Annotated in this window: 26 protein-coding genes, 4 tRNA genes and 2 pseudogenes; 26 read left to right on the top strand and 6 right to left on the bottom strand. The window is 66.8% G+C overall.

Annotated features, from left to right (window positions below; all coding sequences use genetic code 11):
• Nucleotides 1-48: 48 nt before the first annotated feature.
• Entirely contained in the window at nucleotides 49-543 is a 495-nt protein-coding gene (locus ABZT87_RS12530) for a YajQ family cyclic di-GMP-binding protein (RefSeq protein ID WP_354854339.1), read from the bottom strand.
• Between the two features lie 147 nt (nucleotides 544-690).
• Here ABZT87_RS12530 and ABZT87_RS12525 point away from each other — a divergent pair.
• From ABZT87_RS12525 to ABZT87_RS12515, 3 genes are all read left to right on the top strand, one after another.
• Nucleotides 691-774 (top strand) — tRNA-Tyr (locus ABZT87_RS12525).
• A 177-nt stretch (nucleotides 775-951) separates the two neighbouring features.
• Nucleotides 952-1,248 (top strand): hypothetical protein, encoded by a 297-nt coding sequence (locus ABZT87_RS12520; RefSeq protein WP_354854337.1) that lies wholly within the window; start codon nucleotides 952-954, stop codon nucleotides 1,246-1,248.
• Nucleotides 1,249-2,128: 880 nt separating this feature from the next.
• Nucleotides 2,129-2,542: a hypothetical protein gene (locus ABZT87_RS12515; RefSeq protein WP_355135455.1), complete on the top strand. Its 414-nt coding sequence runs from the start codon at nucleotides 2,129-2,131 to the stop codon at nucleotides 2,540-2,542.
• 818 nt (nucleotides 2,543-3,360) lie between these two features.
• Here ABZT87_RS12515 and ABZT87_RS12510 read toward each other — a convergent pair.
• On the bottom strand, nucleotides 3,361-4,596 hold the full coding sequence (locus ABZT87_RS12510) for a hypothetical protein (RefSeq protein ID WP_355135453.1): 1,236 nt from the start codon (nucleotides 4,594-4,596) through the stop codon (nucleotides 3,361-3,363).
• A gap of 345 nt (nucleotides 4,597-4,941) precedes the next feature.
• Nucleotides 4,942-5,367, bottom strand: coding sequence for a GntR family transcriptional regulator (locus ABZT87_RS12505; protein ID WP_355135451.1), 426 nt, complete (start codon nucleotides 5,365-5,367; stop codon nucleotides 4,942-4,944).
• Nucleotides 5,368-5,917: 550 nt separating this feature from the next.
• Between ABZT87_RS12505 and ABZT87_RS12500 the strand changes: the two genes are divergently transcribed.
• The 4 genes from ABZT87_RS12500 to ABZT87_RS12485 all read left to right on the top strand — a co-directional run bounded on the left by ABZT87_RS12500 (nucleotide 5,918) and on the right by ABZT87_RS12485 (nucleotide 8,325).
• The gene (locus ABZT87_RS12500) at nucleotides 5,918-6,253 is read left to right on the top strand and encodes a hypothetical protein (protein WP_355135449.1); all 336 of its coding nucleotides are present in this window, start codon (nucleotides 5,918-5,920) and stop codon (nucleotides 6,251-6,253) included.
• A gap of 91 nt (nucleotides 6,254-6,344) precedes the next feature.
• Nucleotides 6,345-6,590: a precorrin-4 C11-methyltransferase gene (locus tag ABZT87_RS12495; RefSeq protein ID WP_355135447.1), complete on the top strand. Its 246-nt coding sequence runs from the start codon at nucleotides 6,345-6,347 to the stop codon at nucleotides 6,588-6,590.
• Nucleotides 6,591-6,739: 149 nt separating this feature from the next.
• The gene (locus tag ABZT87_RS12490; RefSeq protein WP_355135445.1) at nucleotides 6,740-7,561 is read left to right on the top strand and encodes a GntR family transcriptional regulator; all 822 of its coding nucleotides are present in this window, start codon (nucleotides 6,740-6,742) and stop codon (nucleotides 7,559-7,561) included.
• Nucleotides 7,549-8,325 (top strand): glycosyltransferase, encoded by a 777-nt coding sequence (locus ABZT87_RS12485; protein ID WP_355135443.1) that lies wholly within the window; start codon nucleotides 7,549-7,551, stop codon nucleotides 8,323-8,325. The genes ABZT87_RS12490 and ABZT87_RS12485 overlap by 13 nt, the downstream gene beginning before the upstream one ends.
• On the opposite strand, the gene ABZT87_RS12480 is transcribed toward ABZT87_RS12485, so the two are convergent.
• Nucleotides 8,315-8,758, bottom strand: a complete 444-nt coding sequence (locus tag ABZT87_RS12480; RefSeq protein ID WP_355135441.1) for a hypothetical protein — start codon at nucleotides 8,756-8,758, stop codon at nucleotides 8,315-8,317. The two genes, ABZT87_RS12485 and ABZT87_RS12480, sit on opposite strands and share 11 nt — an antisense overlap.
• 1,180 nt (nucleotides 8,759-9,938) lie before the next feature.
• Here ABZT87_RS12480 and ABZT87_RS12475 point away from each other — a divergent pair.
• The 8 genes from ABZT87_RS12475 (at nucleotide 9,939) to ABZT87_RS12440 (ending at nucleotide 16,456) form a co-directional block, all read left to right on the top strand.
• On the top strand, nucleotides 9,939-10,334 hold the full coding sequence (locus ABZT87_RS12475; protein ID WP_355135439.1) for a transcriptional regulator: 396 nt from the start codon (nucleotides 9,939-9,941) through the stop codon (nucleotides 10,332-10,334).
• A 175-nt stretch (nucleotides 10,335-10,509) separates the two neighbouring features.
• Nucleotides 10,510-12,105: an FtsK/SpoIIIE domain-containing protein gene (locus ABZT87_RS12470; RefSeq protein WP_355135911.1), complete on the top strand. Its 1,596-nt coding sequence runs from the start codon at nucleotides 10,510-10,512 to the stop codon at nucleotides 12,103-12,105.
• Nucleotides 12,102-12,356: a hypothetical protein gene (locus ABZT87_RS12465; protein ID WP_355135437.1), complete on the top strand. Its 255-nt coding sequence runs from the start codon at nucleotides 12,102-12,104 to the stop codon at nucleotides 12,354-12,356. The genes ABZT87_RS12470 and ABZT87_RS12465 overlap by 4 nt, the downstream gene beginning before the upstream one ends.
• A gap of 3 nt (nucleotides 12,357-12,359) precedes the next feature.
• The gene (locus ABZT87_RS12460) at nucleotides 12,360-12,551 is read left to right on the top strand and encodes a hypothetical protein (protein ID WP_355135435.1); all 192 of its coding nucleotides are present in this window, start codon (nucleotides 12,360-12,362) and stop codon (nucleotides 12,549-12,551) included.
• On the top strand, nucleotides 12,548-13,090 hold the full coding sequence (locus ABZT87_RS12455; RefSeq protein ID WP_355135433.1) for a DUF2637 domain-containing protein: 543 nt from the start codon (nucleotides 12,548-12,550) through the stop codon (nucleotides 13,088-13,090). The genes ABZT87_RS12460 and ABZT87_RS12455 overlap by 4 nt, the downstream gene beginning before the upstream one ends.
• Entirely contained in the window at nucleotides 13,087-14,841 is a 1,755-nt protein-coding gene (locus tag ABZT87_RS12450; RefSeq protein WP_355135431.1) for a replication initiator, read from the top strand. Before ABZT87_RS12455 ends, ABZT87_RS12450 begins: the two co-directional genes overlap by 4 nt.
• Nucleotides 14,838-15,023, top strand: coding sequence for a helix-turn-helix domain-containing protein (locus tag ABZT87_RS12445; RefSeq protein ID WP_030329852.1), 186 nt, complete (start codon nucleotides 14,838-14,840; stop codon nucleotides 15,021-15,023). Before ABZT87_RS12450 ends, ABZT87_RS12445 begins: the two co-directional genes overlap by 4 nt.
• A complete protein-coding gene (locus ABZT87_RS12440; RefSeq protein WP_355135429.1) occupies nucleotides 15,020-16,456 on the top strand; it encodes a tyrosine-type recombinase/integrase in 1,437 nt (478 codons plus the stop codon). Before ABZT87_RS12445 ends, ABZT87_RS12440 begins: the two co-directional genes overlap by 4 nt.
• Nucleotides 16,457-16,467: 11 nt before the next feature.
• Here ABZT87_RS12440 and ABZT87_RS12435 read toward each other — a convergent pair whose 3' ends face one another.
• Entirely contained in the window at nucleotides 16,468-16,989 is a 522-nt protein-coding gene (locus ABZT87_RS12435; RefSeq protein WP_355135427.1) for a hypothetical protein, read from the bottom strand.
• A 61-nt stretch (nucleotides 16,990-17,050) separates the two neighbouring features.
• Here ABZT87_RS12435 and ABZT87_RS12430 point away from each other — a divergent pair.
• The 11 genes and pseudogenes from ABZT87_RS12430 to nusG form a co-directional block, all read left to right on the top strand.
• Nucleotides 17,051-17,224 (top strand): annotated as a pseudogene (locus ABZT87_RS12430) (site-specific integrase); the annotation flags it as partial.
• Nucleotides 17,225-17,259: 35 nt separating this feature from the next.
• On the top strand, nucleotides 17,260-17,787 hold the full coding sequence (locus ABZT87_RS12425; RefSeq protein ID WP_355135425.1) for a hypothetical protein: 528 nt from the start codon (nucleotides 17,260-17,262) through the stop codon (nucleotides 17,785-17,787).
• Nucleotides 17,788-19,253: 1,466 nt separating this feature from the next.
• A complete protein-coding gene (locus tag ABZT87_RS12420; protein WP_355135423.1) occupies nucleotides 19,254-21,782 on the top strand; it encodes a bifunctional diguanylate cyclase/phosphodiesterase in 2,529 nt (842 codons plus the stop codon).
• Nucleotides 21,783-21,875: 93 nt separating this feature from the next.
• Nucleotides 21,876-21,948, top strand: a tRNA-Thr gene (locus ABZT87_RS12415).
• 24 nt (nucleotides 21,949-21,972) lie between these two features.
• A tRNA-Met gene (locus ABZT87_RS12410) sits at nucleotides 21,973-22,045 on the top strand.
• 132 nt (nucleotides 22,046-22,177) lie between these two features.
• A complete protein-coding gene (rpmG, locus tag ABZT87_RS12405; RefSeq protein ID WP_007073056.1) occupies nucleotides 22,178-22,345 on the top strand; it encodes a 50S ribosomal protein L33 in 168 nt (55 codons plus the stop codon).
• 125 nt (nucleotides 22,346-22,470) lie between these two features.
• Nucleotides 22,471-22,917, top strand: a complete 447-nt coding sequence (locus ABZT87_RS12400; protein WP_355135421.1) for a MaoC family dehydratase N-terminal domain-containing protein — start codon at nucleotides 22,471-22,473, stop codon at nucleotides 22,915-22,917.
• Between the two features lies 1 nt (nucleotide 22,918).
• Nucleotides 22,919-23,311, top strand: a complete 393-nt coding sequence (locus tag ABZT87_RS12395; RefSeq protein WP_354854324.1) for a MaoC family dehydratase — start codon at nucleotides 22,919-22,921, stop codon at nucleotides 23,309-23,311.
• Nucleotides 23,312-23,440: 129 nt separating this feature from the next.
• Nucleotides 23,441-23,513: transfer RNA gene (locus tag ABZT87_RS12390), tRNA-Trp, on the top strand.
• Nucleotides 23,514-23,726: 213 nt separating this feature from the next.
• Complete coding sequence (gene secE, locus ABZT87_RS12385; RefSeq protein WP_355135909.1) at nucleotides 23,727-24,119, top strand: preprotein translocase subunit SecE; 393 nt, start codon at nucleotides 23,727-23,729, stop codon at nucleotides 24,117-24,119.
• A 39-nt stretch (nucleotides 24,120-24,158) separates the two neighbouring features.
• Nucleotides 24,159-24,881, top strand: a complete 723-nt coding sequence (gene nusG, locus ABZT87_RS12380) for a transcription termination/antitermination protein NusG (RefSeq protein WP_354854322.1) — start codon at nucleotides 24,159-24,161, stop codon at nucleotides 24,879-24,881.
• Nucleotides 24,882-24,896: 15 nt separating this feature from the next.
• Here nusG and ABZT87_RS12375 read toward each other — a convergent pair.
• Nucleotides 24,897-24,985 (bottom strand): annotated as a pseudogene (locus tag ABZT87_RS12375) (ribonuclease III); the annotation flags it as partial.

The raw sequence follows: 24,985 nt of genomic DNA, 5'->3' as shown, positions 1-24,985 counted from the left end.
GGTGCCGGCACTCCACGCCTGCGGGTGCCGGCCCGGCTGCTCGTGCCGCTAGCGGTAGTTGGTGAACTGGAGGGCGACGCCGAAGTCCTCGCCCTTGAGCAGCGAGATGACCGCCTGGAGGTCGTCCCGCTTCTTGCCGGTGACGCGCAGCTGGTCGCCCTGGATCTGCGCCTGAACGCCCTTGGGGCCCTCCTCGCGGATCTTCTTGCTGATCGCCTTGGCCTTGTCCGTCTCGATGCCCTGGATCACCTTGCAGTCGATCTTGAACACCTTGCCGGACGGGCGAGCCTCGCCGGCGTCCAGCGACTTCAGCGAGATGTTCCGCTTGACCAGCTTCTCCTTGAACACGTCTAGCGCGGCCCGGACGCGCTCCTCGGTCTCCGCCTGGAGGCCGATCGCCTCCTCGCCCGACCAGGAGATCTCCGCGCCCGTGCCGCGGAAGTCGAACCGCGTCGCGAGCTCCTTCTCCGCCTGGCGAAGGGCGTTGTCGACCTCCTGGCGATCGACCTTGCTCACGATGTCGAATGACGGGTTCGCTGGCATGCTTCTGCTCCTGCTGTCCGGCGGTCTGGGCGTGCCGTCGGCCGCCGACCAGCGGCACGACCCTCTGACCGTACCCGGTTGCGTCGGTCCCGGGGCGAGCCGCTATCCTTGCTTCCGCCGCCGCGTTACGACGCGGTGGGGTGCCCTGGCGGGTTGCCCGAGCGGCCAATGGGAGCGGACTGTAAATCCGTCGCGAAAGCTACAGAGGTTCGAATCCTCTACCCGCCACCAGGTGCAGACACGGCCCCTGACCAGCAGAGATGCTGATCGGGGGTCGTTGTCGTTTGTCTGACGGGGTCCGGCTGGGTCCAGCCGTTGACGACTGGTTGTGGGCAGATGGTGGGCAGGTCGATCTTGCCTCTGGCAGCGCGTTTGAGAGATGTCCGGACGCCGTCCTACGCTCGCCGTGTGGAGACGATCGTGGCGACGGGCCACTGGATCTACGGCGGGGTCACTTCCGCGGCGGTCTGCGTAGTGATGCTCGACTACGACTTCTGGTATGCCGTCGGAGAGGCTGACAACGACCTCGAAGAAGACGAGTCTCCGCAGCTGAACCCGGAGGGCCGGCTCTACTACGTGAGGTATCGGCCAGGATGGCCTGCCGGGGGAAAGCCCTTCTGGCCGGACTCTCAGGGCTTCCACCTGGTGGATGATGCGATCGCCGCCGCGGAGGCCGCCGTCCCCGGCTCAATCACCTGGCAGTAGGTCGGCCATCTGTTGGACCGACTTCCCACCATCTCGAACACGTTCTGGGCTGCGAATGCTGGTGATGCTCCGGATTGCCAGGGGCGGCGTGGACCACGGGTGCAGCGACTGGCTGAGGGCTCCGCGTTGGGGGCGTAGCCGGCTGCGGGAGGTAGGCCGGGGGCAAGCCAGTCCCGGGGTTGGACTGGTGCGGCAGTCGGAAGCCGCGACCCTCGATCAGGGCGACGCGTCCGGCTTCCGTACCGCCTGGCCGTGAACGTGCGCTTCCTAGATCAGCAGGCTCGGGGCGGCCGTCCGGCGGCAGTCGGTGGCTCACCGCCCCGGCGCCGGAGGCGGCCGGGGCGGCTTGCCGCCGGCCGGCTCACCGCCCCGCGCCGCGCGCAGCGCGGCGCCTTGATCCAGAACAGAGCAAATCGGCAATAGCCTGGCGAAGGGTCACGAGGAGATCTCGCTTACAAGCTCTGTGTACGTCGTCCGGAGACATCCATCCACGTGTGCGATGTCAGGTAACGGTCCGCCGTTTACCGTCCAGAACTACGCACGTCCCGGCCGGTTGCTGTCACCGTTCCTGTCAACAACGCTCCGTCATCTCAGCTGGCCGCGTGCGAGTCCCGGCTGTGAGGAAGCGGACTTAAGCTACTTGGTTTGCGGGCCGGTAGCGCCCGGCACCCGTGAGCAGGTGCACCAGTCATCGACTTCTGCTCCTAGCAGACTCCCTGAGACTCACGCTGCCTGCGCTGCCACCTGACGTCTTGCTTACCGGCTCCTATGCAGTCGATAGGCACTCAGGTCCTCCGCCTTCGTAACCTCCATTGACAGGCAGATACAGATCGGCGAATAATGCGTCCAGGATGGAGCCTCCTACGACCGGGTGGTTTAGTTGACGGATTTCCTGGCGAGTGAACTTTTCAGAATGGTCGCCATTCCCGTCGCTACGGCGGGGCTCGGCTGCTTCATTCGATACTTCACGGCCAAGATTCGTAGTCTCACGATTGGTCCTGAGGTGTTCGTATTTTGGCCTGAACTGCTCTTGGCTGCAGTCTTCAACCTCTTGACGGCGGCCTCCGATCTTGCGAATAGGAAACTTTCCCCAGAAGAGGCTGGCGACAGCTTTCTGGCCATCATGTCGGCCGGACTTGTGCTCCTCCTGGCACTTTGGATTGTGTCATTCATGGCCGCAATACCGCGAACCACTCCCTGGCGGAAGGTAATATGGACTTACGGGGTGCCGCATCTATCTGCGGTCGGCGCACTCGAACTCTCGCTACTGCTCGCACTTAGCGCCAAGGCATGAGGGGAGTAAGCAGTGGACCTTGAGCTACTCCTGGGCCTTGCAGCCGGGTTGATCTCCGGTCTCTTTGCGGTCGAACTCGGACAGTGGGTCAACCGCGCTTCGGTATTCATTGTTAAGCAAGCAGCCAGGGCTCTACCAGATCCTTACGCCGAGAGATATGCCGAGGAGTTAACTGCGGAGGTCGACAACGTCAGGACCGGTATAGGAAAGCTAGTTTACGCTACCAGGATTGCCCTTGCGATTCCATTCATACGGCGATCGCTAATGTCTCGCGACAGCGCGGCCATTGATAGGGAGAGACGGCGCGAACAAGAGCGGCTTCGCGGCGTACCGGTTCCACTCAGCGCATTGGGTTTTGCTCTACTAACGGCACTGGCAGGCAGCCTGATCTATGCAACCGCTACGGCTGGGTCCCTTTCGGCGGAGCTTGTGCTTCGGGCTGGCACGACGGCAGTCGCTCTAGCCGGCTTGGCAACCAGCTTGTTCGCGGTATCGACTAGGCGGCGTAAGCCCGGACAGAAGTCTGACGCCAAGGAATGTTCCGAAAGGGAAGACAACCCCTAGTCGTCAACGAGGGCGCCCCGCAGTTGCACGTGGCGAGAAGCAATGATGCGCATCCCGGTGCGACTATGGATGCCCCCGTCCGCAATTTCCTGACTGAGCTTGACCTTTTCGTCCCAAAGGAACGACCACGGTTGAGGGAGCTGCGTTGGCTACTTGGCTGAGCTGACGTTGAAGCATCAATCCGCCAGCGCAGGGATGCGGTCGAGTAGATCCGATGAAACCCCCGCCTGCGGCGCCGGCTGCCGATCCGCTGGTTATGCACTAGCGACGTGCCCCTCGGGTTCTCGCTGATCCGAGGACGCTAAGTCTTCCTCCTTAAAGACGAGCAGTCCGAGTCGTTCTTCCAAACTCGCCCCACTGACCCGCCAAGGCGGCGGGAAGAAGTCCTTCGGACTTCGATCGCCGCCCGCACGCGCACGAGCGCCAGTAAAGGCACTTTTTAGAATCATTAATCCCGGGAATCTGGCATCGCGAAAGTTTGCGAAATCTCCGAACTTGCTATCTGCGAAAGTGACGAAGCCTTGAAACTCTGCCGATTCGAAGAGGGCGGCGCTCTCGAATGTGGTCGCACTAAGATGCACCCTCTCGGCAGCGTACAATTTATTGAATGTGACCGGAGATTCGAATTTCGCACCATGGATTCCCAGATATCCATCAACGTGTAGGTTTGCGAAATTCGTCAAGCCAGGGCCACGAAAAGTTGACCCGTGAGCTACCAACTCCTGAAGTCGGCAGTAAGAAAGGTCGAAATCGATAAGGACCGCCCCTCGCAGATTCAGAGCGATATCGGACCAGTATGTGCCAGCTTCACGTGACGATTCCCTAGAGTCGAGGTGCTTCTTCAAAATTCTTTGGACCGTAACTCGAACCTCCTCTTCATTGCGAGCATTGAAAATTACTTTCATCTTCGCAACAGGGTCGACTGCTTTAGCTACAGCCGCATACGAATCCTTCGCGTCAAGATAGGGCATGCGCAGGTATGCGCAAAATAGGTTCACGATTGTCTGACGGTGCAGTGGGTGATCTTGTGCTAGACGCTCTAGAGAATACAGCCCAGCCAATCTCACTGATGCATTATCGGAGCCGAGTTGATCGCCCGCTTTTACATACAAGTCCGTTAGCCGTCGTTCAGCTGCGTCGTAATCAGAAGCAGCGGCCGTACGGTCCTTGAAATCTTGTTCTGATCGGCTGTCGTGCTCTGACACGTATTGCTTCCGGAGTGCTAAGATCAAGGCGAAAACTGCGCCGATCCCAGCCGCCAGTCCGAGTATGTTGCGGATGGCGTTGCCCCGGATTTGAGCCTGACTCACCGCCAAATCGGCTTGCTCGGCCGGCGTCAGATTCGCACCCATTGGAACAGATGGTAGCTGGGCCGTGCTCCATAGCCATAGCCCTGCGGCGATCGTAATAGCAATTGCAGTGATCCCCAATACCAGATAAAGCCATGCAGGTAAGAGTTTATAGGCGGAAGTGCTGCGGCGCTGGTTCACAACTGACAGGGTCGCTCACCACCGTGAGTTCGGTCAACATCCGCGCTCCTTAGAGGAGAGGAGAGATTCCCTTCCGCCGTCGACCCGCCCTCCTGGGGGAGCGGGCTCCCGCCCGCCCCGCCACGTCAAGACGGCCTTGACGCACGTTCGGACGCTGGCGGGTAGGGCGGTGGTCTGCTCGGCTTGCGCCGGGTCGATGGCAGGCGGTTGGTCTACCGCAACCACCCACGCACCCGGCACCCGTCGAGTCGGAGCGCCAGCGGAGGGACGGACGCGCGCCCAGGCGGCGGCGCGTGCGGCCCGTTCAGGGCCGCCTTGAGGCTGAACCGAAGGTGCGAACTGTAGCTAGCTAACGGCTCGTCCGGGGAGTCGGTAGGTTCTGACGACTGCCCTGACGGCTCCATCTGTTCGGGTGACTGTTTGTTGTTCGACTAGGCGCGAGCCGACCTCGACGGCAAAAAGATCCGCAAGCTCCGGATCGGCGGCGACCTCGCGCCCTCGTGTTTCAGGTTCGGAATCTTTGTCAAGCTCACTCGCCCGCCGGCGGAAATTCGCGTAGGTACCGCGGCCGTGTTCGGTAGCAACCAACCGCTCCTCCCGCAGAACAGCGATGGCCTGGCGGATCGTGCCGCGACTGACCCGGAACTCAGCAGTCAGGAGGCTCTCGGGAGGCAGTAGGGCGCCGAGTGGGATAGCGCCGTTCTCGATGCGCGCTCTCAACTCGTCGGCGATGATGCGGTAGCGGGGCTGTCCGAAGTGCGGGGTGGGCACCTGCTTACCGTACCCGGCACTTGTCTTACCAAGTGCCAACCAAGTGGCCCGTTTCGACGTCTAGACAACTCGTCCACTTGTAGATACGTTTCCTAGTGTGCGGCTGGGGTGACGGCTCGTGTCAGGGGTGGTCACCGCCGGCCCTGGTCGCACCTGATGCGCGGCGTCCTGTCGGACCGGTTGCGGTAGCCGCGCGTACAAGTTGGCTCGGCGATACCCGACCCGTCCGGCGTCGGACGGTGCGCCGCGCCTTCATCCGGGCCGGTGGCTGGCCGCATTCCCCCGTGGCTAGCCACCGGCCCCCGTCTACCTGTGGAGGTGCGATGTCTGGTTCTCATCGCCGGAGCCGCTGGTTCTCGTCGTGGCGGATCTGGAGACGACCAGTTGCCCTGAATGCGAGCAGTCAGGAGCCGCCAGGTCCACGCACGGCTTCTGCGATGATCTCGCCGCGGTGGTCCACTGGGGTAACCCGTGAGTTGCCCGTGCTCCGGTTTGCGCCGCTGACTACCCGGGCGCAGCTCTACCGAGGCAACGGCGGGCGGTGGATGCGGTGAGCCGTACGAACAGGCCACTCAAGGTCACGAACCACCCGGACTGGTGTGACCCGGACCGCTGCGGCTACCTGGTGCCGCCGGTGATGGCACACATGGCCCGCCGTCATCGCGGCCCGATGCAGCGAGTTGGCGACGGCCGCGCCGCCGGCCTGGTCGTCACGTACCTCATCGGTGCTGAGGCTTCGGACGGTGCCCTGGTCGGTGTTCACGTGACGTGCCGTAGCGGGATCGCCTGGGCCGAGTTGTCGTTGCTACAGGCGATCGAACTGGCCGAGCAACTTGGCGCCCTGGTGGAGCAGGTACTCGGGGAGCCGAGGGCCGACCATGAATGAAGGCGTCCCATCGACGGAGAACCGGCCGCCGTCGTCAAAGGCTGCGGTCGTCTGCCCGGTGTGGTGCCGGGGCTGCGGTCCGAACGATCCGATGCATCGAGGGTTCCTCGCCACGATCGGACTGGAGCGCAGCGGGTGGGTCTCGGTTCAACTGCTCGTGGACCGGTTCGCCCGCCGGGACCTGGCCGTGCAGCTCGACGCGACCCGTTACGGCGCGACGCAGACGGTGCTCCTGTCGGCCGCCCAGGTGGACCGGCTCATCGACGAGCTGAAGCACGCCCGCCTGGAGATGCTGACCCCGGCTGATGCTGGCGAGCAGGCGGGGGAGGTGCGGTGAACACGAACAGACGTCCGGGTATGGCTGTACCTCGTACCCCCGGCTCACGCCCTGGGCGACAACCGCGACCGGCGGTCGTGGTGCCCCCGGTGCCCGAGCGGCCGGCCGGCGGGACCACCTGGCAGACGTTGGAACGTCTAGGGGGTACGGTGACCGGTGTGCATGGCCGGGACTGGCGCCCTCGCTACCTGCAACTCGCGGAAGAGTTGCGGGCGAAGATCATGGGCGGTGAACTGGCTCCCGGGACGCTGATGCCGAGCGAGACCGAGTTGGCTGAGACCTCGGGTCTGTCGCGCACGAGCGTCCGCAACGCCATCCGGCAGCTCCGGGAATGGGGCCTGGTCCGCGCGGAGCAGGGGCGTGGCACCTACGTGCGGGCACCCCGCCAGCGGGTACGCCGTCGCAACACCGAGCGATACCAGTGGGAGAAGGAACGCGTCCTGCTCGACGAGGACGAGCGGCTGAAGACCGGCGCCACCGAGCATGACACCGGCCTGACCGTCGACGATCTCAAGTTCCACGCCGAGTACTCCCGGGTGGAAGCTAATGCGGAGATGGCGGCGGCCTTGCAGGTCGAGCCGGGTACGCCTCTGCTGCGCCGGGTCTACTGGACATCCTCCAAGCACGAGAACGCGCCGCTGACCATGTCGTACTCCTACCTGCCGTACGACCTGGTGGCCGCGAACCCGGACCTGCTCGACGAGAGCAAGGAGCCGTGGCCCGGTGGTACGCAGCACCAGCTCTACACGCTCGGCATCGAGCTGGACCGGATCGACGACGAGATCCGGGCACGTCCGCCGTCGCCGGATGAGGCCGAGTTGCTGGATATCGACCCGGGCGTCTCCGTGCTCACCGTGCGGAAGACCTCCACCGACACCACCGGCCGGATCGTCGAGGTCGCCGACGTGGTGATGCCGGGAGATCGCACCGAGCTTGTCTACTCCCACAAACTCCAGCGGTGGAAAACTTGACGCAGCTCGTCTCGGTCATCACCCCGGTCCACGCGCCCAGCGTCGAGTATCTGGCTGGCGCCTACGAGTCGTTGGCCAAGCAGGAAATGCCGGCCGGCTGGGACTGGGAATGGCTGGTCCAGGAGGACGGGCAGACCGGCGCCCTGGTCGACGTGCTGCCCGACGATCCCCGGATCAGTCTGGGCACCGGCCGTCCCGGTGGGCCTGGCGTTGCCCGTACCCTCGCGCTTGCCCGGGTCTCCGGGCAACTCATCAAGGTGCTGGACGCTGACGACCAGTTGACCCCTGGCGCGTTCGGCCGGGACATCGCCGCGTTCGACGCGCACCCGCAGATCGGCTGGACCACCTCGCGGGTACTCGATCTGCTCCCCGACGGGTCAACCGCCGGTTGGGAAAAGGACCCGGCCGGCGGGGTCATCGACCGCGGTGCTGTCCTGTCGTTCTGGCAATCCAACGACTACCGGGCATCGGTGCACCCGGCGACCCTGTGCCTGCGGCGAGATCTCGTCTTCGCCCTGGGCGGCTGGATGGCGCTGCCCGCCTCTGAGGACACCGGCCTCCTGCTCGCCGCCAACGCCGTTAGCGCGGGCTACTTCACCCGGGAGTACGGCCTGCTCTACCGCAAATGGCCCGGCCAGGTCACCAGCCAGGCCGCGCACCGGGAACCGGCCGAGTATCAGGCGCGAATGAGGATCATCGAGGCCCGCGCAAACGCCCTGGCCTCGATGATCCCGAACGGCTTCGGCGGCAGCGCTACGGCGTAGCCTCGTGCCCCGGCATCCCGTGGGTACGCCGCCGCTCCTTCATCTCTGCCTCGAAGATGTGCCGCCGACCGCCGGCTAGCTTCTCCCGCGCGTCCCGCTCGATCTCCTGGAACGCGGCGTAGTAGCCGTCGTCGAACTCCTCCACGATCTGGAACGTCCACCGGCCGGGTAGCAGGTTCCGCCCCAGCAGCTCGTGCTCGACCCGGTCGGCCGTTTCGTCGTGCCCGGCTTCGCGGAGCAACTTCACCACCCGGTCCAGGGTGAGATCCGCGCCGCCGACGAGCTGGTGCGCCGAGTACAGGTGACCTCGTACCCGGTGGATAGTCTCGAGCGCCTTGCTCAGTTCGCCAAGCGCCTCCACGGTTGCGTCATCAAGTCCCGACGGGCGAGAGTGAGCGGCGTCGAGCGCGCCCGCATGCTGTTGGTCTGGCATGTTTTGGCCATACCCAGACAGTCGCTGCGGCAACACCCGCGAGCAGGACATAGCTGCCCGCAGGCGCGGAGAGGAAGGGCCCCCTCCGCGCCCACCTGCCTAGACGAAGACGGGCGTGATGCCCAGGACGAGGACGATCACCACCAGGATCTGGATGACCACGACCTGTGGTGCACGCAGCGAGAACGTCACTTCTGTCAAGATCAAACTCCTCCGTTTGTTAATACACCTGGAATGACCTGCGGAGATGCGCCTTCGACACCGAGCCAGACGGACTGCATTCCATCTGGTCTGAAGGAATCCCCTTTGGGCGGGGTAGATCATCGCACGAGTCGATCCCACTCCGCAATTCCTGCTGCGCGGATCGCTGGCTCGTGGGGAGTTGGTCAACCAGGAAGGGCTATAAAGATACCCCTGATTCTCGCGAGGCCGACGCTGCTGTGGCGCTCACCGTCCGGACGGGGCTGTGCAGGTGAGGCTGTCCGGACGGTTCGGACGCGAAGCCGCAGGTCAGCGCGTTGACTCATTCGGTAGGGGCGGTAGTCGAGATTTGATTGCAGGTATAAGTTTCTAAATAAGAGCCGCGCGAAACACTCCGGATTGAGTTGCAGGCAAGGCATTTTGGTGTTCCCTCACCTGAGCCATTCGCCGGCGAATTTACGCGCCGATGATTGTCGAATGCAGTTGGTGATGATGGCGAAACGAGCAGCGCAATACAGGAAAACGCTGAGTGTATGACATACTCGTGGCGGCAGCTCGCCGTCTGGCACGGTAGTCGTGACCTGCGGTGACGCGCCATCTCGGTTTGTTCAATACACCTGGGCGGACCGACGGGTTGACGGCCTCTCCGCTGCATCGGAGAGGCCGTCGTTCTATCTGGTGGGGGTAGGCCACTTCTCGGAGATTCGGCCCGCATGTTGCCCCATGGCCGCTTGCCGACCGCATGTCCGCTCCTGCGCGCTAAGATTTTGCGGCAAGTACGAATGCCGGAGGCGTCCCCCGTCTGTCCATCATGGACAGTGGGTTGAGCTGCCCAAAGACATGGCTTGCGCACCATCAATTGCCGCACGCTGTCACCCCGCGTCAGCTAGCCTCTGCGCCAACTTGTTGACTTGTCTGCCAAGTGCCGTCTACCTTGGACGCAACTTGGCAGACAAGTTAACAAGTTGGAGGTTGAGCGATGGCTCTGCGAGGCGGCACGAGGTTCGCGGTGCGGTGTGAGGACGTGTTCCCGGCGGGGTGCGCGTTGGTGCCCGAGTCTCTGGGCGAGGTCGAGGACTACGACGAGAAGACCGGCCGGCGTAGCCCGGCGAAGGACAAGCTGACCGGCCAGCGGGTGTGGCAGGTCCGGGTGATGGACCTGGATCCGGAGCTGGGGAAGCGGTCGCGGGAGACGACGGTGAAGATCTCGGCGGACTACCAGCCAGTCCCGCCGACGGGTGCCCCGTTCGAGGCGGTGGAGTTTGAGGGCATGACGGTCACGCCGTACGTGACCAACAACAACCGGATGGCGTATTCGCTGCGGGCGACCGGGATGCGTGCTCCGGCGGGCGTGGCGTCGAAGGCGGCGCAGTAGCCGCACGTGGTGGGGGCGGGGCTGTCAGGTCTTGGCGGACGGCAGCCCCGCCCTTTGTCTCTTTCCCCTGCTCTGTCGAGAGAGGTAGTGACATGTCCAAGGGTATGCCTGCCGTCCTGCGGCGGCCCGCAGTGGCGGGTGCGCGGTGATGCGCCGGCCGCGTGGCGAGGTCGTGATGACCTCCGCCGGGGACTTGATGGTGATTCGCCCGCGCCGGCTGGAGTTGCCGTTCTGGCTGATCGCGCTCGGCCTGGTGCTGCGGTGGCTGTGGCGGGGCCTGTGGTGGTGCCTTCGCCACCCGGTTGCCGTCGGCCTGGTCGTGGTCGGGGTGAGTCTCTACCGCGAGTTCGGTCGGGCCGGCGTGGTCGTGCCCGTGGTCCTGGCCGCTGCCGTGTCGGCGCTGTGGCGGTGGCGGCACGAGTCGTCCTGGTGGGCCTGGTGCGCCGGTCCGATCCTCGGCCGGTTCCGTCAGCTGTTCGTCTACCGGCGGGCCTGGCGTGAGGCCATGACCCTCTGCGGGCTGGCCAAGGTGTACGACCATCGCACGGTCCTGCCGGAGCTGCTGCGGGTCCGCTCGGATCAGGCGCTCGACGTGCTGACCATCCGCATGGTCCGCGGCCAGACACCCGAGGAGTTCCAGAAGGCAACGGCAAACTTGGCGTACGCCTTCGGCCGGCGGCACGCCCGGGTCTACTCCGAGCGTCCCGATGACCCGCCGATCCGGTCGGGCTACTGGGCGCTGGTCCTGGGCGCGGTGGACCGGCTGCGGTTCCGGGACCGGCCGTCGGTGGTCTACCTGGTGGTGGTCCGCACGGATGCGCTGCGGACCCTGGTCGACCCGTTTGCCGTTCCATCGGTGCCCGACTTCACCGCGCTACCTCTGGCTCGACGGGAAGACCTGCGGCACTGGTGCCTGCACCTGCTCGCCACCCACGTCCTCATCGGCGGCGCCACCCGCTCTGGCAAGGGCTCGGTCCTCTGGTCGCTGGTCCGCGTCCTGGCCGGCGGGATCTCCTCCGGGCTGGTCCGGGTCTGGGTGATCGACCCGAAAGGCGGCATGGAATTCGCCATGGGTCGGCCGCTGTTCGCCCGGTTCGCCTGCAAGTCGTTCGAGGCAATGGCCGATCTGCTCGACGAGGCCGTGACAGTCATGCGGGAACGGCAGACCCGGCTTGCCGGCGCGGTGCGGGTCCACACGCCGACCCTGGATGACCCCCTGGTCGTGGTCGTCATCGACGAGATGGCGGCACTGACCGCGTACCTCCAGGACGTCGACCTGCGCAAACGCATCGCCGGGTCGCTCGGGCTGCTGCTGTCGCAGGGTGCCGGCGTTGGTGTCCTGGTGGTGGCCGCGTTGCAGGACCCCCGCAAGGAGGTACTGCCGTTCCGGGACCTGTTCCCCACCCGGATCGCGCTCGGCCTGACCGAGGCCGCTCAGGTCGACCTCGTGTTGGGCGACGGTGCCCGCAACCGGGGTGCCCTTGCCGACCAGATGCCCCGGTGGGCCAAGGGCGTCGGGTACGTGATCCTCGACGGCACCCCCGAGCCGGCCCGGGTCCGCTTTTCGTACATCTCCGACGACCACATCCGGGAACTGGCCGCCGAGTACCCGGCACCGGCCGACGCGGCGGACATCCTCGCCCAGATCGGCCGGGAGACCGCCACCGAACCGGCCCGACCGCCCCTGCCCCGGCAGCGTCGCGGACCGCTGCTGCCCGACTCGCTGCTGAACTTCCTCGACCGGGACGCCGACGGGGGTGAGCCGCGATGACCGCCCCGGCCTTCTACCGGCTGCGCGCCCCGGGCACCGACGGCTCCACCAGTACGGCCGTGTCCGTCCGCGTCGACCCGGCCCGGCCTGACCCGTACCCGGTCTATCTCGCCGTCGGCGGTGGCCGGCGCCGCATGTACCTGACCCCCGATGAGGCGTGGGCGCTGTGGCGCTGCCTCTCAGAAGCGGTGGCCTCCCTCGGCGAGCCACCCGAGCACATCCGTACCCGCGTCGCCCCGGCCCGGAGGTAACCGATGTCCCTCAAGAGCTTCTTCCTTGGCACCCACCGCCTCAAGCCCCTGCACATCGACCTGAACGGCTCCCCGGACCGACTCGCCGCCGCCCTGCACGGCCTGGCGCACATGGTCCGCCGCCGCAGTGACCTCGACGGGCAGCGCATCCGCATCACCGTGACCATTCGCATCCCGGAAGGCGACTTCGAATGATCCGCCACCGAGCCGAGTCGGGCATCCGGGTGCTGATCCTGCTCGCCATCGGCACCATGGCCGGCGCTGCCGCCTTCACCCACGTCCACGACCTGACCGTCGCCCACGGCCAGCCCGACTGGATCGGCTGGGCCAACGCCGTAGCCGTCGAGCTGATGGCCATCTATCTCGGCCTGGAGATCCGCGCCCGCCGCCGTGACGGTCGGCCCGTCGGCCTGGTCGGCGTTCTCCTGATCGCGTTCGCGTTGCTCTCCCTCGCCGCCCAGGTCGCCGAAGCCGAACCCTCTGTCTGGGGCTGGATCGTCGCGGCCGTGCCGTCGCTGGCCTTCCTCGCCCTGGTCAAGGTCGTCCTGTCAAGCGCACCCACCACCGCGCCGGCTCCCGAGCCCGATCAGCCGCAGGGCGACTGGTACGACGAGCCGCAGCCTGTCGAATCCGCCCCGCCAGCGCCGGTGATGCCGCCGGCATCAGTTCCGGTACTGCCTCCGGCCGGTGTCGTCCCGTCCAACCGGCCCCAGGTCGTCGGGATCATCCGATGACGGCTCCAACCCTGCCCGGCCTCGAACCCGCCCCGACCCCGGTTGCACCTCGGCCGGGGTCGCGGGCGGCCCGCATGGCGCTACCCCGCTCGATCGACGTCCTCAAGGACATCGCCATCGAGTACGGCGTCTGCGTCCGCCCGCTCGCCATGCGCCGGACCGACCTCGACACCGGCCTGACCGAGGTCATCGACCTGCCCTGCGGCGCGACCCGCGAGGACAAGTGCCCGCCGTGCGCCAAGAAGAACCGCCGGCTACGGCAAGCCCAAATTCGCGAGGGCTGGCACCGCGACGACGAGCCACTACCCGGCCCGGAACCCGCGACCGAGGCGCAGAAGTCCCTGATCCTGTTCCGCGCGCACCTGGAGTTCTCTCGCGACGAGGCTGTGCGCGCCGCGCAGTGGGACCAGGTGGCCGACATCGACGAGGCTATCCGCGAGGTAGAGGAAGCCATCGCCGCAAAGGGCCTGCGCGGGCGCGTCGGACCACCCCACGCCACCGACGATGAGGACCAGGGCGACGAGCCCGGCCCACGGCGCAAGCGCTCCACCAAGCGACGCCAGGATGCTCCCGAACTGCCTCGGCGCAAGGTCGAGCGGCGGACCGTCGGCAAGACCTACACCGCCCCCGACGGCTCGACCTACCAACCGTCCATGTGGCTGACACTCACCCTCGACTCGTACGGCCCGGTCCGCCCCGACGGCACGCCGCTCAACCCCGACCGGTACGACTACCGCCGCGCCGCCTGGGACGCCGTGCACTTCCCCCGGCTCCTCGACCGGTTCTGGCAGAACCTGCGGCGGTGTGAGGGCTGGAACGTCCAGTACGCCGGTTGCGTCGAGCCGCAACGCCGTCTCGCCCCACACGCCCACTTCGCCATCCGGGGCACCATCCCTCGGGACGTGCTTCGCACCGTGGCGGCGGCGACCTATCACCAGGTGTGGTGGCCGTCGGTCGACGTCCAGCGCTACACCCTCGACCGGCTCCCGGTCTGGGACGAGCAGGCGGCGGCATGGGTCGACCCGGACAACCGCGAGCCGCTGACCACCTGGACGGAAGCCCTCGACGCCATCGACGACGACCCGGACGCCGAACCCGTCCACGTCGTCCGCTTCGGCGCCCAGGTCGACGCCCGCGGCGTCATGCCCGGCACCGAGGACGCCGAGCGGACCATCCGGTACGTCACGAAATACATCACCAAGCACACCGGCGACTGCCACAAGGCGACCACCGACCGGCAACGCAAGCACCTCGACCGGCTCTGGCAGCAACTCCAGTTGACTCCGTGCACCGACCGGTGCGCGAACTGGCTGCTCTACGGCGTCCAGCCCAAGAAGGCACACGCCAAGCTCAAGCCCGGCCGCTGCAAGGGCAAGGTCCACCAGCGCGACACCCTCGGCATCGGCGGCCGGCGCATCCTCATCTCCCGCGACTGGTCCGGCAAGACCCTCGCCGACCACAAGCACGACGCGCGGGCCTGGGTGCGGGCACTGCTCGGCGTCACCACCGACGGCACGCAGCTCGTCGACGACCAGGGCGCCACCACCGAACGAGTCCGGCACGCCTGGGAGTTGGCCCGGCCCGATGACCCGGACGTCGGCCCGATGACCCACCGGCTCATGCGGTCGATCAGCGAACGCGCCCGCTGGCGATCCGAACTGCTCGCCGCCAAGGACCGGGCCGCGCAGGGGTCCTCAGATCTTTCGGCAATTCAGCACAGCGCACAGCACGACGGGGAGAAAACGCAGTGAACGAGGAGTTGTTGACCGTGCCGGAAGTGCTCGCCGAGCTGCGCGTACCGCGCTCGACCTGGTTCTACTGGCGGCAGACCGGCAAGGGACCGCGGGTGATCAAGCTCCCGAACGGGCAGCTGCGGGTCCGGCGGTCGGCGCTCGGTCGGTGGCTCGGCGACCTGGAGCAGGACGCAGCATGAAGAGCTACGAGGTCCAGATCTGGGAGATCGGTAAGCGCGCTGACCGGAAGGCTCGGCCGTGGCGGGTCCGTTGGGCGGTGAGCGGCCAGCGCTTCGAAGACATGTTCCGTACCAAGGCCCTGGCGCACTCGTTCCGCGCCGAGCTGGTCCAGGCGGCCAACGCGGGGGAGCCCTTCGACCCAGCCACTGGCCGCCCGGTGTCCGAGGCGAGAACCAAGAACCCCACCACCTGGTACGCGCACAGCCGCGCGTACGTCGAGATGAAGTGGCCCCGTGCGGCGGCCAAGACCCGGCGCTCGATCGTCGAGGCGCTGACCTCCATCACGGTGACCCTGACCCGCCCGGCCAAGCGGGGCCGACCGACTGACGCCCTGCTCCGTGAGGCGCTGTACCTCTACGGCCTCAACCCGCGCCGCTGGTCCGAGGAGATCCCCACCGAGCACGCGGCGGCGCTGGCCTGGCTGGAAACCGCGTCTCTCCCGGTAGTTGAGCTGGACTCGCCCGCGGTGGTCCGCCGCGTCCTCGACAGCCTCTGCGTACGCCTCGACGGCAAGCCCGCGGCTGCCTCCACCGTCCAGCGGAAGCGGGCCACCTTCTACAACGTGCTCGGGTACGCCGTCGAGCTGGAGCTGATCGCCTCCAACCCGGTCGACCGGGTGCAGTGGACCGCCCCCGAGGTGGCGCAGTCGATCGACCGGCGGGTGGTGGCGAACCCGGCCCAGGTCGCCACGTTGCTGAAGGCGGTGAAATCTCTCGGCAAACGGGCCGACAAGGTCACGGCGTTCTTCGGCTGTCTCTACTACGCGGGGATGCGCCCCTCGGAAGCCGCGGACCTACGGCGGGAAGATTGCGACCTCGCCGGCCGGTGCGCCGATTGCGGGGCTGACTTTGACGACTTGGCGGCGGTCAAGCCTTCCCGGTCCTGCGAGCACGAGAAGATCGAATATCGCTGGGGGCGCCTGGTGCTCGCCGGCACCTCGCCGCGCGCCGGCTCGCACTGGACCGATGACGGCGGCTCCCACGAGCGGCGGGGACTGAAGCACCGGGGGAGGGCCGAGACTCGTACGGTCCCGATCCCGCCCCGGCTGGTCGAGCTGCTGTGCTCGCACGTCGAGACTCACGGGGTCGGCCCGGACGGGCGGTTCTTCCGGGGCCTGCACGGTGGGCCGCTCTCCGAGTCGGTCTACGACCGGTGGTGGAAGCTCGCCCGCGAGAAGGCGCTGACCGAATCGCAGGTCGCCTCGCCGCTCGTCCGCCGGCCGTACGACCTGCGGCACGCGGCGGCCTCGCTCTGGCTGAATGCCGGCGTCCCACCGACCGAGGTCGCCCGCCGCCTGGGCCACGGCGTCGCCGTCCTGCTCCGCGTCTACGCCAACTGCATCGACGGCGGCGACGACACCATGAACGACAAGATCGGCGACGCCCTCGGATGAGTGTCCGCGCTTCAGTCCTTCTCGGCGGTCGTCGCGTCGCCGAGAAGGCGCTTGGCTTCGCCGACGACGTCCGCGTCGATCTTGCTGGTTTCGGTGCTGGTGTGCGGTTGCCAGTCGTGAACGGCGTCTACGAGGTCGTAGGCGTTGTCCAGGGCGATCAGCTCGGCTGCCAGGGGAGTCCCGTCGTGGGAGATGAATCGGTATGCCCAAGAGGTGAGATCACGAGGTGTGATGGCCTGTGCGAGCAGTCGCCGGGCCATGAGTCGGAGGGCTTCCTCCTCGCTCTCGCGGCTTCCCTCACCGTAGTAATCCAGAGACAGTTCCGACAGCGCCCCTTCGAGCCAACGCCGCAGCTCGTCATTCTCCTCGCCCTTAACCGGCGAGATGCCAGCGAGGATCCCGAGAGTCGGGCTGTCGATACCCGCGGTGAGGCAGTCGCAGGCGGCTTCGATCACCTGAGCCGCGGTGCCAGAACCGACGCTCCAGAAGACAGCGGCGTCCTGGAGGCGAGCGAGAGCATCCTGACAGAGCATCGCTATACGATCCGGCAGTGCGCCCCCGCTGTCACTGGCTTATCCGCGGCTCGTCTGCTGGCCGTACGACCTGCGGCATGCGGCGGCCTCGCTCTGGCTGAATGCAGGCGTGCCGCCGACCGAGGTAGCCCGGCGGTTGGGCCGCGTCGTCGCCGTCCTTCTACGCGTCTACGCCAACTGCATCGACGGCGGCGACGACACCATGAACGACAAGATCGGCGACGCCCTCGGATGACTCTGGGTATTGCGGCCAGCTACCACGATGAGTGGATGACGTGGGAATGGCTTGGGCCGGTGACCACGGCCGTGGTTGGGGTGGTGGGCGTGGCGGGAACAGTCTTGACTGCTCACCTAGGCAGGCGTCATCAGCTTGATGCAGTGAGGACACAGGGGGCCATCAGTGTCGCCGTCGCCCTAGCGGCCGAGAAGCGCCTGGTCTACGCGAGATTCCTTCAACTCGCCCGTGCGGCGTTCGGAGAGGCGGGGTTGCTGGTCGATGGGGGTGCCGCGGAGCTGATGGATGAGGCGTCTTTACCTCCCTTGCCAGCCGGTTCGAAGATCAAATATACAGGGCGTTACAGGATGGGCACCCCGTTCGCGGCTGCGATGAGCGAACTAAATAAGTGCTATGACGAAGTGATGATCATGGGCGGGGATGAGATCGGGAGCCAGGCGACAGCCGTAATTTCGGCTCTAAGCGGCTATGTCTCCGGCATGCAGAACGTTTGGGACGTAAATCGTGTCCTCGGCAGCGCAGCCACAGCGATGCACGAAGACGCAACCAGAGCGAGGGCCTGACCCCGTCAGACCTGGTGGGCAGTGGGCAGATGGTGGGCGGCCGGTCAGGCGGTTCCTGTCCGGAAGGAAGAAGCGGCAGTTCAACGTCGTTGACTGGAGCGGAATCACCGACGCCCTGTAAATCCGTCGCGAAAGCTACAGAGGTTCGAATCCTCTACCCGCCACCAGGTGCAGACACTGCCCCTGACCAGCAGAGATGCTGATCGGGGGCCGTTGTCGTTTGTCCGGCCGAGTTCGGCCGCGTCCAGCCGTTGCCGACCGGTTGTGGGTATGTCGATCATGTCGCTGTGAGGTCTTCTGCGGATGCTCGTGCTCCGCGGAACCGGAGGCGATCTCCTGACGGATGCCGCTCCAGATCGGCCTGCAACCGAAGGCCGTTGTCTCTTGATGTGCACGACCGGCTCTGCACAGGGCTCGTGTCACCCTCCTGGTGCCTCGCCGCCGACCGGCGTCGTGGCTGCGATGTTGCTGACGAACCGGCTCGGGCTGCTGGGGTTGGGGTTGCCCGGGCCAGCACATTGGTTGGCTCACCATGCCCAAGGTGCATCTCCGGGTAGAGCACCCGGGGTGCCCCAAAGGAGGCTCTGCTCCTGCTCGGCTGCCACAGGGTTGGGCCCAACTGCCGGACGTGGCCCCCAGCGCCATGGCGACGGGTCCCGCCACGCAGCTACGTCGAGGGGTGTCTCCATGCTGGGGCCACTGGAACAAGGTGGGTACTTCGCGGCCCACGAGGTGCCGGAGGCCGAAATGTGGGCCCCGTTCCGACTGCTGCGGTAGGACACCGCGACGCCGGCTTGAGCGCCCGTACGCCTGATGGCGCACGCAACTTGCATCTTTGGGGGTCGATGGGATTGCGCAGGTGAGCTGCATCTATGCTGTTCATGGTCGAGCGGCGGCAGGAGGCGTCGTCCATGTGAAATGAACCCGACGAGGTACTGGCGAGATGGCGCGGAGCCGGTATGGTGGTCGATGGCCGGACTTAAGGCGCGCGTTCGGGTCGCACAGGCCGATGTTACTGAGCGTAACGTTCGAACCGGATGTGTCGAGTGCTTATAGGTGGACCCGGATTGCGTTGAAGGTCGTTTTCAGCACTGCGCGCAGCGGTGAACTGTCTCGCAAGCTCGTGATCTGGCCCAGTGCGACGAGGGCGGTGGGCCGAACGGCGGGAAGTAACAGACGGTGGTGCCAGTCGGGCGGCCACCACTTCTCTGGTTGCCCGTGCTGTGGCACGATCGTGGAACCTCCACTACCCCACGAGACCTTCCGACAGGAGCAATCTTATGTCTGGTCGTAGGTTGGGCCGGCTGTATGGCTCGCTCCTCATCCTTGCCGCCGTCGCCACCATGGTCATCGCCAACCACGGTGTACCCGCCGATTTGCACCTCACGGACGTCGTCTGGGTCTGACGACCCCTGTCCGACGGGCCACCGCTTGTCAAGGGACACGCCACACCGCCAGGGAGCGGAATGATCGCGCGGGACCAGTCGAGGCGCAGGTCGTCGGAAGACGCCTGGATCATCACCGCTCCGCTGATCCTTCTGGCTGTCGCCTGCGCAACTCTCACCGGTCTGGTCTCCGACCGGCCGTTTGGCGACTGGCACTGGGCAGCGCTCCTTCTCGCGGCGATGATCGCCGCGGGTCTGCCGCTGCTGGTGCTGGTCGCCCGCCGGCAGTCGGTGGCCATGACGCTTACCGAGTTGCCGCTCGTCTTGGCGCTCTACTTCCTGCCGCCGCTGACGGTCGTCGTCATCTACACGCTCGCGTCCCTGGTCACCCAACTGCGACACCGGATCACGGCGCCCAAGGTGTGGTTCAACGTGGCGCGGGCCGCCGCCGGGACGTCGCTCGCCACTCTCGTCCTCCAGGCGTTGCCGCCGAGGTCGGGTGTCGGCCCGACGACGTGGGTGAGTCTCTGCTGCGCGATCAGCGTGGTGTTCCTGGTGAGTCTCACCGCCGTCATGTCGGTGCACACCCTGTTGCAGGGCTGGCAGGCCGGCCGGGAGGCCCTCCGCGCGGCGCCGTCACTGCTCCTGACCGCAGGCATCAACGTCGCCGCCGGTCTGGTCGTCCTGATCCTGATCAGGGCGTCCTGGTGGTCGTTGGTGCCCCTGGCCGCGCTGGCGGCCGGGCTCGCTCTGGTCTACCGCTCGTACACCCAGTTCTTTCGCCAGCACCGCACGCTCACCGACATGTACGAGCTGAGCATGGCGGTCGCGGCCAGCGGCCAGGACGGCACCCTCGTCGACGCCCTGCTCGGCCGGGTGCGCGCGCTGATGCAGGCCGAGTACGCCACCCTCTGGCTGCCCGCACAGGGCCGTCACCCCGAGATTCTGCTCACCGCGCGAGTCGAGGATTCTGGCCTGCTGGATCTGTCCCTGACCCCGTCGGCGTTGCGGGAGAAGGTGTTGGAGACCGCTCGCCCGGTGACTGTCGGTCGTGGGGTGACAAGTGATCCCGAGTTCAGGGCCAGCCTCGCCGAGCGGGGGGTCAAGGACACAGTGGTCGTTCCGCTCCGCTCAGGTGGTGTGGTGATTGGGACTCTCGAGGTCACCAACCGGCTCGCCGACCCGCTGTACTTCACCCAACGCGACATCTCGGTGTTCGAGACGGTGGCCGCCCACGCCTCTGTGGCGCTCGAAAATTCGCGACTTGTCGACCGCCTGCGGCACGACGCCTACCACGACACCCTGACGCGGCTGCCCAACCGGCGGCGCATCACCGCAGCGCTGGACGAGTCGGTCAAGGTTGGCGCGCCGGGTGAGGTGGTGGCGTTGCTGCTCTTCGACGTCGACGGATTGCGCCAGGTCAACGAGTCCCTCGGCCACGCCGCCGGGGACAAGGTGCTCGTCGAGGTCGCCAACCGGCTGCGGGCCAGCGCGCCGTCGTCGGCCCTGGTGGGTCGCGTCGGTGGGGACGAGTTCCTGGTGACCCTGCGTCTGGAGAACCCCGACGCGGCGCTGGAGCTGGCCGAACAGCTGCGCGACCAGATCCGCGACGAGATGGTCTTCGACGCGCTCACCCTGGACGTGAACACCGCCGTCGGGGTCGTCGTACACCCGGATCATGGCAGCGATGCCGCGACCCTGCTGCTCCGCGTCGATCTGGCGGCGAACGCCGCCAAATCGGTGCCCGGCAGCGTGCAGTTGTTCAACCCGGGCCTGGAATCCCGGTCGTTGCGCCGGCTGGGTCTCGCCGGTGACCTGCGTCAGGCGTTGGACCAGAACGAGCTGGAGGTCTACTTCCAGCCCAAGGTGACCTTGCGGGACCGGCGTCTGCTCGGTGTCGAGTGTCTGGCCCGGTGGGAGCACCCGACGCACGGCACCGTCGCTCCCGAGGACTTCGTGGCGGTTGCCGCGCACACCGGCCAGTTGAGTCGGCTCACCGAGGTGGTGCTCCGCGAGGGTCTGCGGCGCAGCCGGGACTGGGCCGAGGCCAACCAGCCGCTGCCCATCGCGGTGAACCTCGCCGCCCGTACGCTCACCGACCAGCACTTCCCGGACCGGGTGCAGGAGCTGTTGACCGAGTACGGCGTGCCGGCGCAGCGCCTCACCCTGGAGATCACCGAGTCGGGGGTCCTGGACGGCACGGACCGGCCGATCCCGACGCTGCGCAGGCTCCGCGATCTCGGCGTCCGGCTGTCGGTGGACGACTTCGGCACCGGTGACTCCTCGCTCGCCCACCTGCGCCGGCTGCCGGTGCACGAGGTGAAGGTGGACCGGTCCTTCGTGCAGGGCATGGCGACCGATCCGGGGGACCTGGCGATCGTCAACGCGGTGGTGACGCTCTCCCAGCAGTTCGGTCTGGCCGTGGTCGCCGAGGGCGTGGAGAGTGAGCTGACCCTGGAGCTCCTTCAGGACATCGGGTGCGAGATCGGCCAGGGCTTCCTGTTCAGTCGACCCCTGCCGTACGAGCGGTTGGCGGCCTGGTTCGGCGCTCAGGTCGACCCCGAAACGATCTCCGGCGGGGAGCTTCCGCGGCTGCGTGTCGTGCCCTGAGCTGGGCGTAGACGATCACCAGGGATCCGATTTCACCTGTCGAGCCGGGCCGTGTACTCTTACTTCTGCGCGCCCCACGGGGAGATCGCGCAGGCCCCCTTAGCTCAGTCGGCAGAGCGTCTCCATGGTAAGGAGAAGGTCTACGGTTCGATTCCGTAAGGGGGCTCGAGGGTTCAGCTGGACCCACCGCGGCGGTGTAGCTCAGATGGCAGAGCAAGCGGCTCATAATCGCTGTGTCGCCGGTTCAAGTCCGGCCACCGCTACTCTCGTCTTCCGGGCTCGTTCCCGGTGGTCGTGGAGATGGGCGCCACTGGCGCCCACTTTGCATGTCCGCGCAGTCAGCGTCTAGGCTGACGCGTCGTAGTTGTTTCCGTTAGCGAGGAAGGCACTCCGCCGTGGCGAAGGCTACCGATGTCCGGCCGAAGATCACTTTGGCGTGTGTGGAGTGCAAGGAGCGCAACTACATCACGCGCAAGAACCGCCGGAACGACCCCGACCGCATCGAGCTGAAGAAGTTCTGCCCGCGCGACGGCCGGCACACGGTTCACCGCGAGACCCGCTGATCTCTGGCCGGCAGTCGCCGGCCATTGACGAGGCCTTTCCAATCGCCGATCTGACCGGTACGGCGCGGCTCAGCCGCTGCCTGCCGACCAGATCGGCGATTGTGCTTCCCGTGTAGGTTCGCGGCATGTCTCTGGACCCTTCCTTCGTCGGACGGACGTATCCGCCGACCGCCCCCTACCAGGTGGGCCGAGAAAAGATCCGTGAGTTCGCCACGGCCATCGGCGCCACTGACGCGGCTCACCACGACCCGGTGGCGGCGCAGGCGCTGGGCCACCCGGACGTGGTCGCCCCGCCGACCTTCCCGGTGGTCGTCACCATGGCGGCGAGCCGCCAGATCATCGAGGACCCGGCCCTGGGTGTGGACTACAGCCGGCTGGTGCACGGCGATCAGCGGTTCGCGTACATCCGGCCGGTGGTCGCGGGCGACGAGCTGGTCTGCACCAACACCATCGAGGACGTCAGCAGCCGGGGCGGGCACGGATTCCTGACCACCCGCACCGACGTGAGCACCGTCGCCGGGGAACCGGTGGTCGCCGTCTGGGCCCGGTACGTGATCCGCGGGGAGGGCTGAGATGGAGCTGCCAGCCAAGACGTTCCGGGTGACCCGGGCGGACCTGGTCCGCTACGCCGGCGCCTCGGGTGACTTCAACCCGATCCACTGGAGCGACCGGGTCGCCACGAAGGTGGGGCTTCCCGGGGTGATCGCGCACGGCATGTTCACGATGGCCCTGGTCGGTCGGGCGGTCGCCGAGTGGGCCGGGGCGCCCGACGCGGTCATCGAGTACGGGGTGCGGTTCACCCGGCCGGTGGTGGTCCCGGACGACGACCAGGGGACCGAGATCGAGGTGACCGCGCGGGTCCGTGAGGTGACCGAGGACGGCCTCACCCGGCTCGATGTGACCGCGACCTGCCTGGGAGAGAAGGTGCTCTCACAGGCCCGGGCGACCATCCGGACCGCGCGCTGAATCGGGTCCGCCACGCGTGGCGGGGAGACCGGTTGGGAAAGTCGGGTGCCTACCCGTACACTGGTCCGCCGTGGGGCAAGTGACCCCTGCACGGTCGTCTGTGACCGCGTGGGGCGAGTGTTGCCGCACAGGGGTGTAGCTCAATTGGCAGAGCAGCGGTCTCCAAAACCGCAGGCTGCAGGTTCAAGTCCTGTCACCCCTGCGCCTCAGGCCTGACCGTTCCCGTGGGTCGCGCCGCCGACAAGGCGGCGTCCGGCCCGTGGTGGTGGCATCGGCGGGGTGGTTCCGAGGCATTCGGGGCCCCCGGTTGATCCACCGGCCGCGGCCCGTCGCGGGACGGTTTGGCCCGGCCGGCGTGACCAGCGCCGCGCACGCCGCCCGGCGTGCGACCCGAGATTCCGCGACGGAGGGCGAAGTGGCCGACAACAAGCGGCGCGGCGAGGACGCCGGCGACGATCGTCTGGACGACGAGATCGTCGACGACGTAGCCGACGACGACGCCTCTGGCGCGGACGAGCCGGTCTCCCGGGGAGGCACCGCGACGCGGTCCCGCGCCCGGGCTGAATCGGCGGACAGCCGGCCGACCACGCGGCCGGAAACCGGTCGGGTGGGCGTGTTCGGCCGCATCGCCCGGTTTTTCCGCGAGGTCGTTGCCGAACTGCGTAAGGTCATCTGGCCGACCCGCAAGGAGTTGCTGACGTACACCGCCGTGGTGGTCACGTTCGTCGCGGTGATGCTGACGATCGTGGGCGTGCTGGACTACGGCTTCGCCAAGGTCGTGTTGTTCGTCTTCGGCAACTCGGACTGACCGGCTGTCTCCAGCCGATAGTGACGGAAGTGAGCGAGCGTGCCTGAGTACGACGAGACCGCCGGACCGGTGGACGAGCAGTCCACGGTCGCGACGGCGGCTGGTGACGAGTCGGTTGAGGCCGCCAGCGAGCCGGAGTTCCCCACCACCGAGCCTGCGCCGGACGAGGAGTACGACCCGGTCGCCGAGCTGCGGCAGAAGCTGCGCTACGCCCCGGGTGACTGGTACGTGGTGCACTCGTACGCCGGTTACGAGAACAAGGTGAAGACCAACCTCGAGACCCGGATCACGAGCCTCGACATGGAGGACTTCATCTACCAGGTCGAGGTGCCGACCCGGGAAGAGATCGAGGTCAAGAACGGTAAGCGTTCGCAGATCCAGGCCAAGGTCTTCCCGGGCTACATCCTCGTCCGGATGGAGTTGACCGCCGAGTCCTACTCGTGTGTCCGCAACACCCCGGGCGTGACCGGTTTCGTGGGCGCGACCGACCGGGCCGACCGGCCGGCGCCGCTCTCCCTCGACGAGGTGCTGAAGTGGCTGGCGCCGGCCGTCGAGACCGAGCAGAAGAAGGCCAAGCCGGAGATCAAGGTCCTCGACTTCGAGGTCGGTGACTCGGTCACCGTCACGGACGGCGCGTTCGCGTCGCTGCCGGCCACGATCAGCGAGATCAACGCCGACCAGCAGAAGCTCAAGGTGCTGGTGTCGATCTTCGGCCGGGAGACCCCGGTGGAGCTCAACTTCAACCAGGTCGCCAAGATCTGACCGGTCGTCGGCGGCGGGCCCGGCCCCCTCGATCCGGTACTCGGGCACGCCGAGACTGAGCGCGGCGGTCAACTCCTGGAGGCTGGTCTTCCAGTCCAGGGCGG

Origin of the sequence: Micromonospora sp. NPDC005237, from assembly GCF_040607775.1 — a bacterium.
Lineage (GTDB): Bacteria > Actinomycetota > Actinomycetes > Mycobacteriales > Micromonosporaceae > Micromonospora.
This window is presented reverse-complemented; position numbering and strand designations above follow the sequence as displayed.

Excerpts from the sequence above, each read along its gene's own strand:
- ABZT87_RS12530 (WP_354854339.1), bottom strand. The coding sequence starts at position 543 with ATGCCAGCGAACCCGTCATTCGACATCGTGAGCAAGGTCGATCGCCAG.
- ABZT87_RS12480 (WP_355135441.1), bottom strand. The coding sequence starts at position 8,758 with ATGCCAGACCAACAGCATGCGGGCGCGCTCGACGCCGCTCACTCTCGC.
- ABZT87_RS12395 (WP_354854324.1), top strand. The coding sequence starts at position 22,919 with ATGGAGCTGCCAGCCAAGACGTTCCGGGTGACCCGGGCGGACCTGGTC.
- ABZT87_RS12470 (WP_355135911.1), top strand. The coding sequence starts at position 10,510 with ATGACCTCCGCCGGGGACTTGATGGTGATTCGCCCGCGCCGGCTGGAG.
- ABZT87_RS12465 (WP_355135437.1), top strand. The coding sequence starts at position 12,102 with ATGACCGCCCCGGCCTTCTACCGGCTGCGCGCCCCGGGCACCGACGGC.
- ABZT87_RS12425 (WP_355135425.1), top strand. The coding sequence starts at position 17,260 with ATGACGTGGGAATGGCTTGGGCCGGTGACCACGGCCGTGGTTGGGGTG.
- ABZT87_RS12460 (WP_355135435.1), top strand. The coding sequence starts at position 12,360 with ATGTCCCTCAAGAGCTTCTTCCTTGGCACCCACCGCCTCAAGCCCCTG.
- ABZT87_RS12495 (WP_355135447.1), top strand. The coding sequence starts at position 6,345 with ATGCATCGAGGGTTCCTCGCCACGATCGGACTGGAGCGCAGCGGGTGG.
- ABZT87_RS12450 (WP_355135431.1), top strand. The coding sequence starts at position 13,087 with ATGACGGCTCCAACCCTGCCCGGCCTCGAACCCGCCCCGACCCCGGTT.
- ABZT87_RS12400 (WP_355135421.1), top strand. The coding sequence starts at position 22,471 with ATGTCTCTGGACCCTTCCTTCGTCGGACGGACGTATCCGCCGACCGCC.
- ABZT87_RS12440 (WP_355135429.1), top strand. The coding sequence starts at position 15,020 with ATGAAGAGCTACGAGGTCCAGATCTGGGAGATCGGTAAGCGCGCTGAC.
- ABZT87_RS12420 (WP_355135423.1), top strand. The coding sequence starts at position 19,254 with ATGATCGCGCGGGACCAGTCGAGGCGCAGGTCGTCGGAAGACGCCTGG.
- ABZT87_RS12455 (WP_355135433.1), top strand. The coding sequence starts at position 12,548 with ATGATCCGCCACCGAGCCGAGTCGGGCATCCGGGTGCTGATCCTGCTC.
- ABZT87_RS12475 (WP_355135439.1), top strand. The coding sequence starts at position 9,939 with ATGGCTCTGCGAGGCGGCACGAGGTTCGCGGTGCGGTGTGAGGACGTG.
- ABZT87_RS12435 (WP_355135427.1), bottom strand. The coding sequence starts at position 16,989 with ATGCTCTGTCAGGATGCTCTCGCTCGCCTCCAGGACGCCGCTGTCTTC.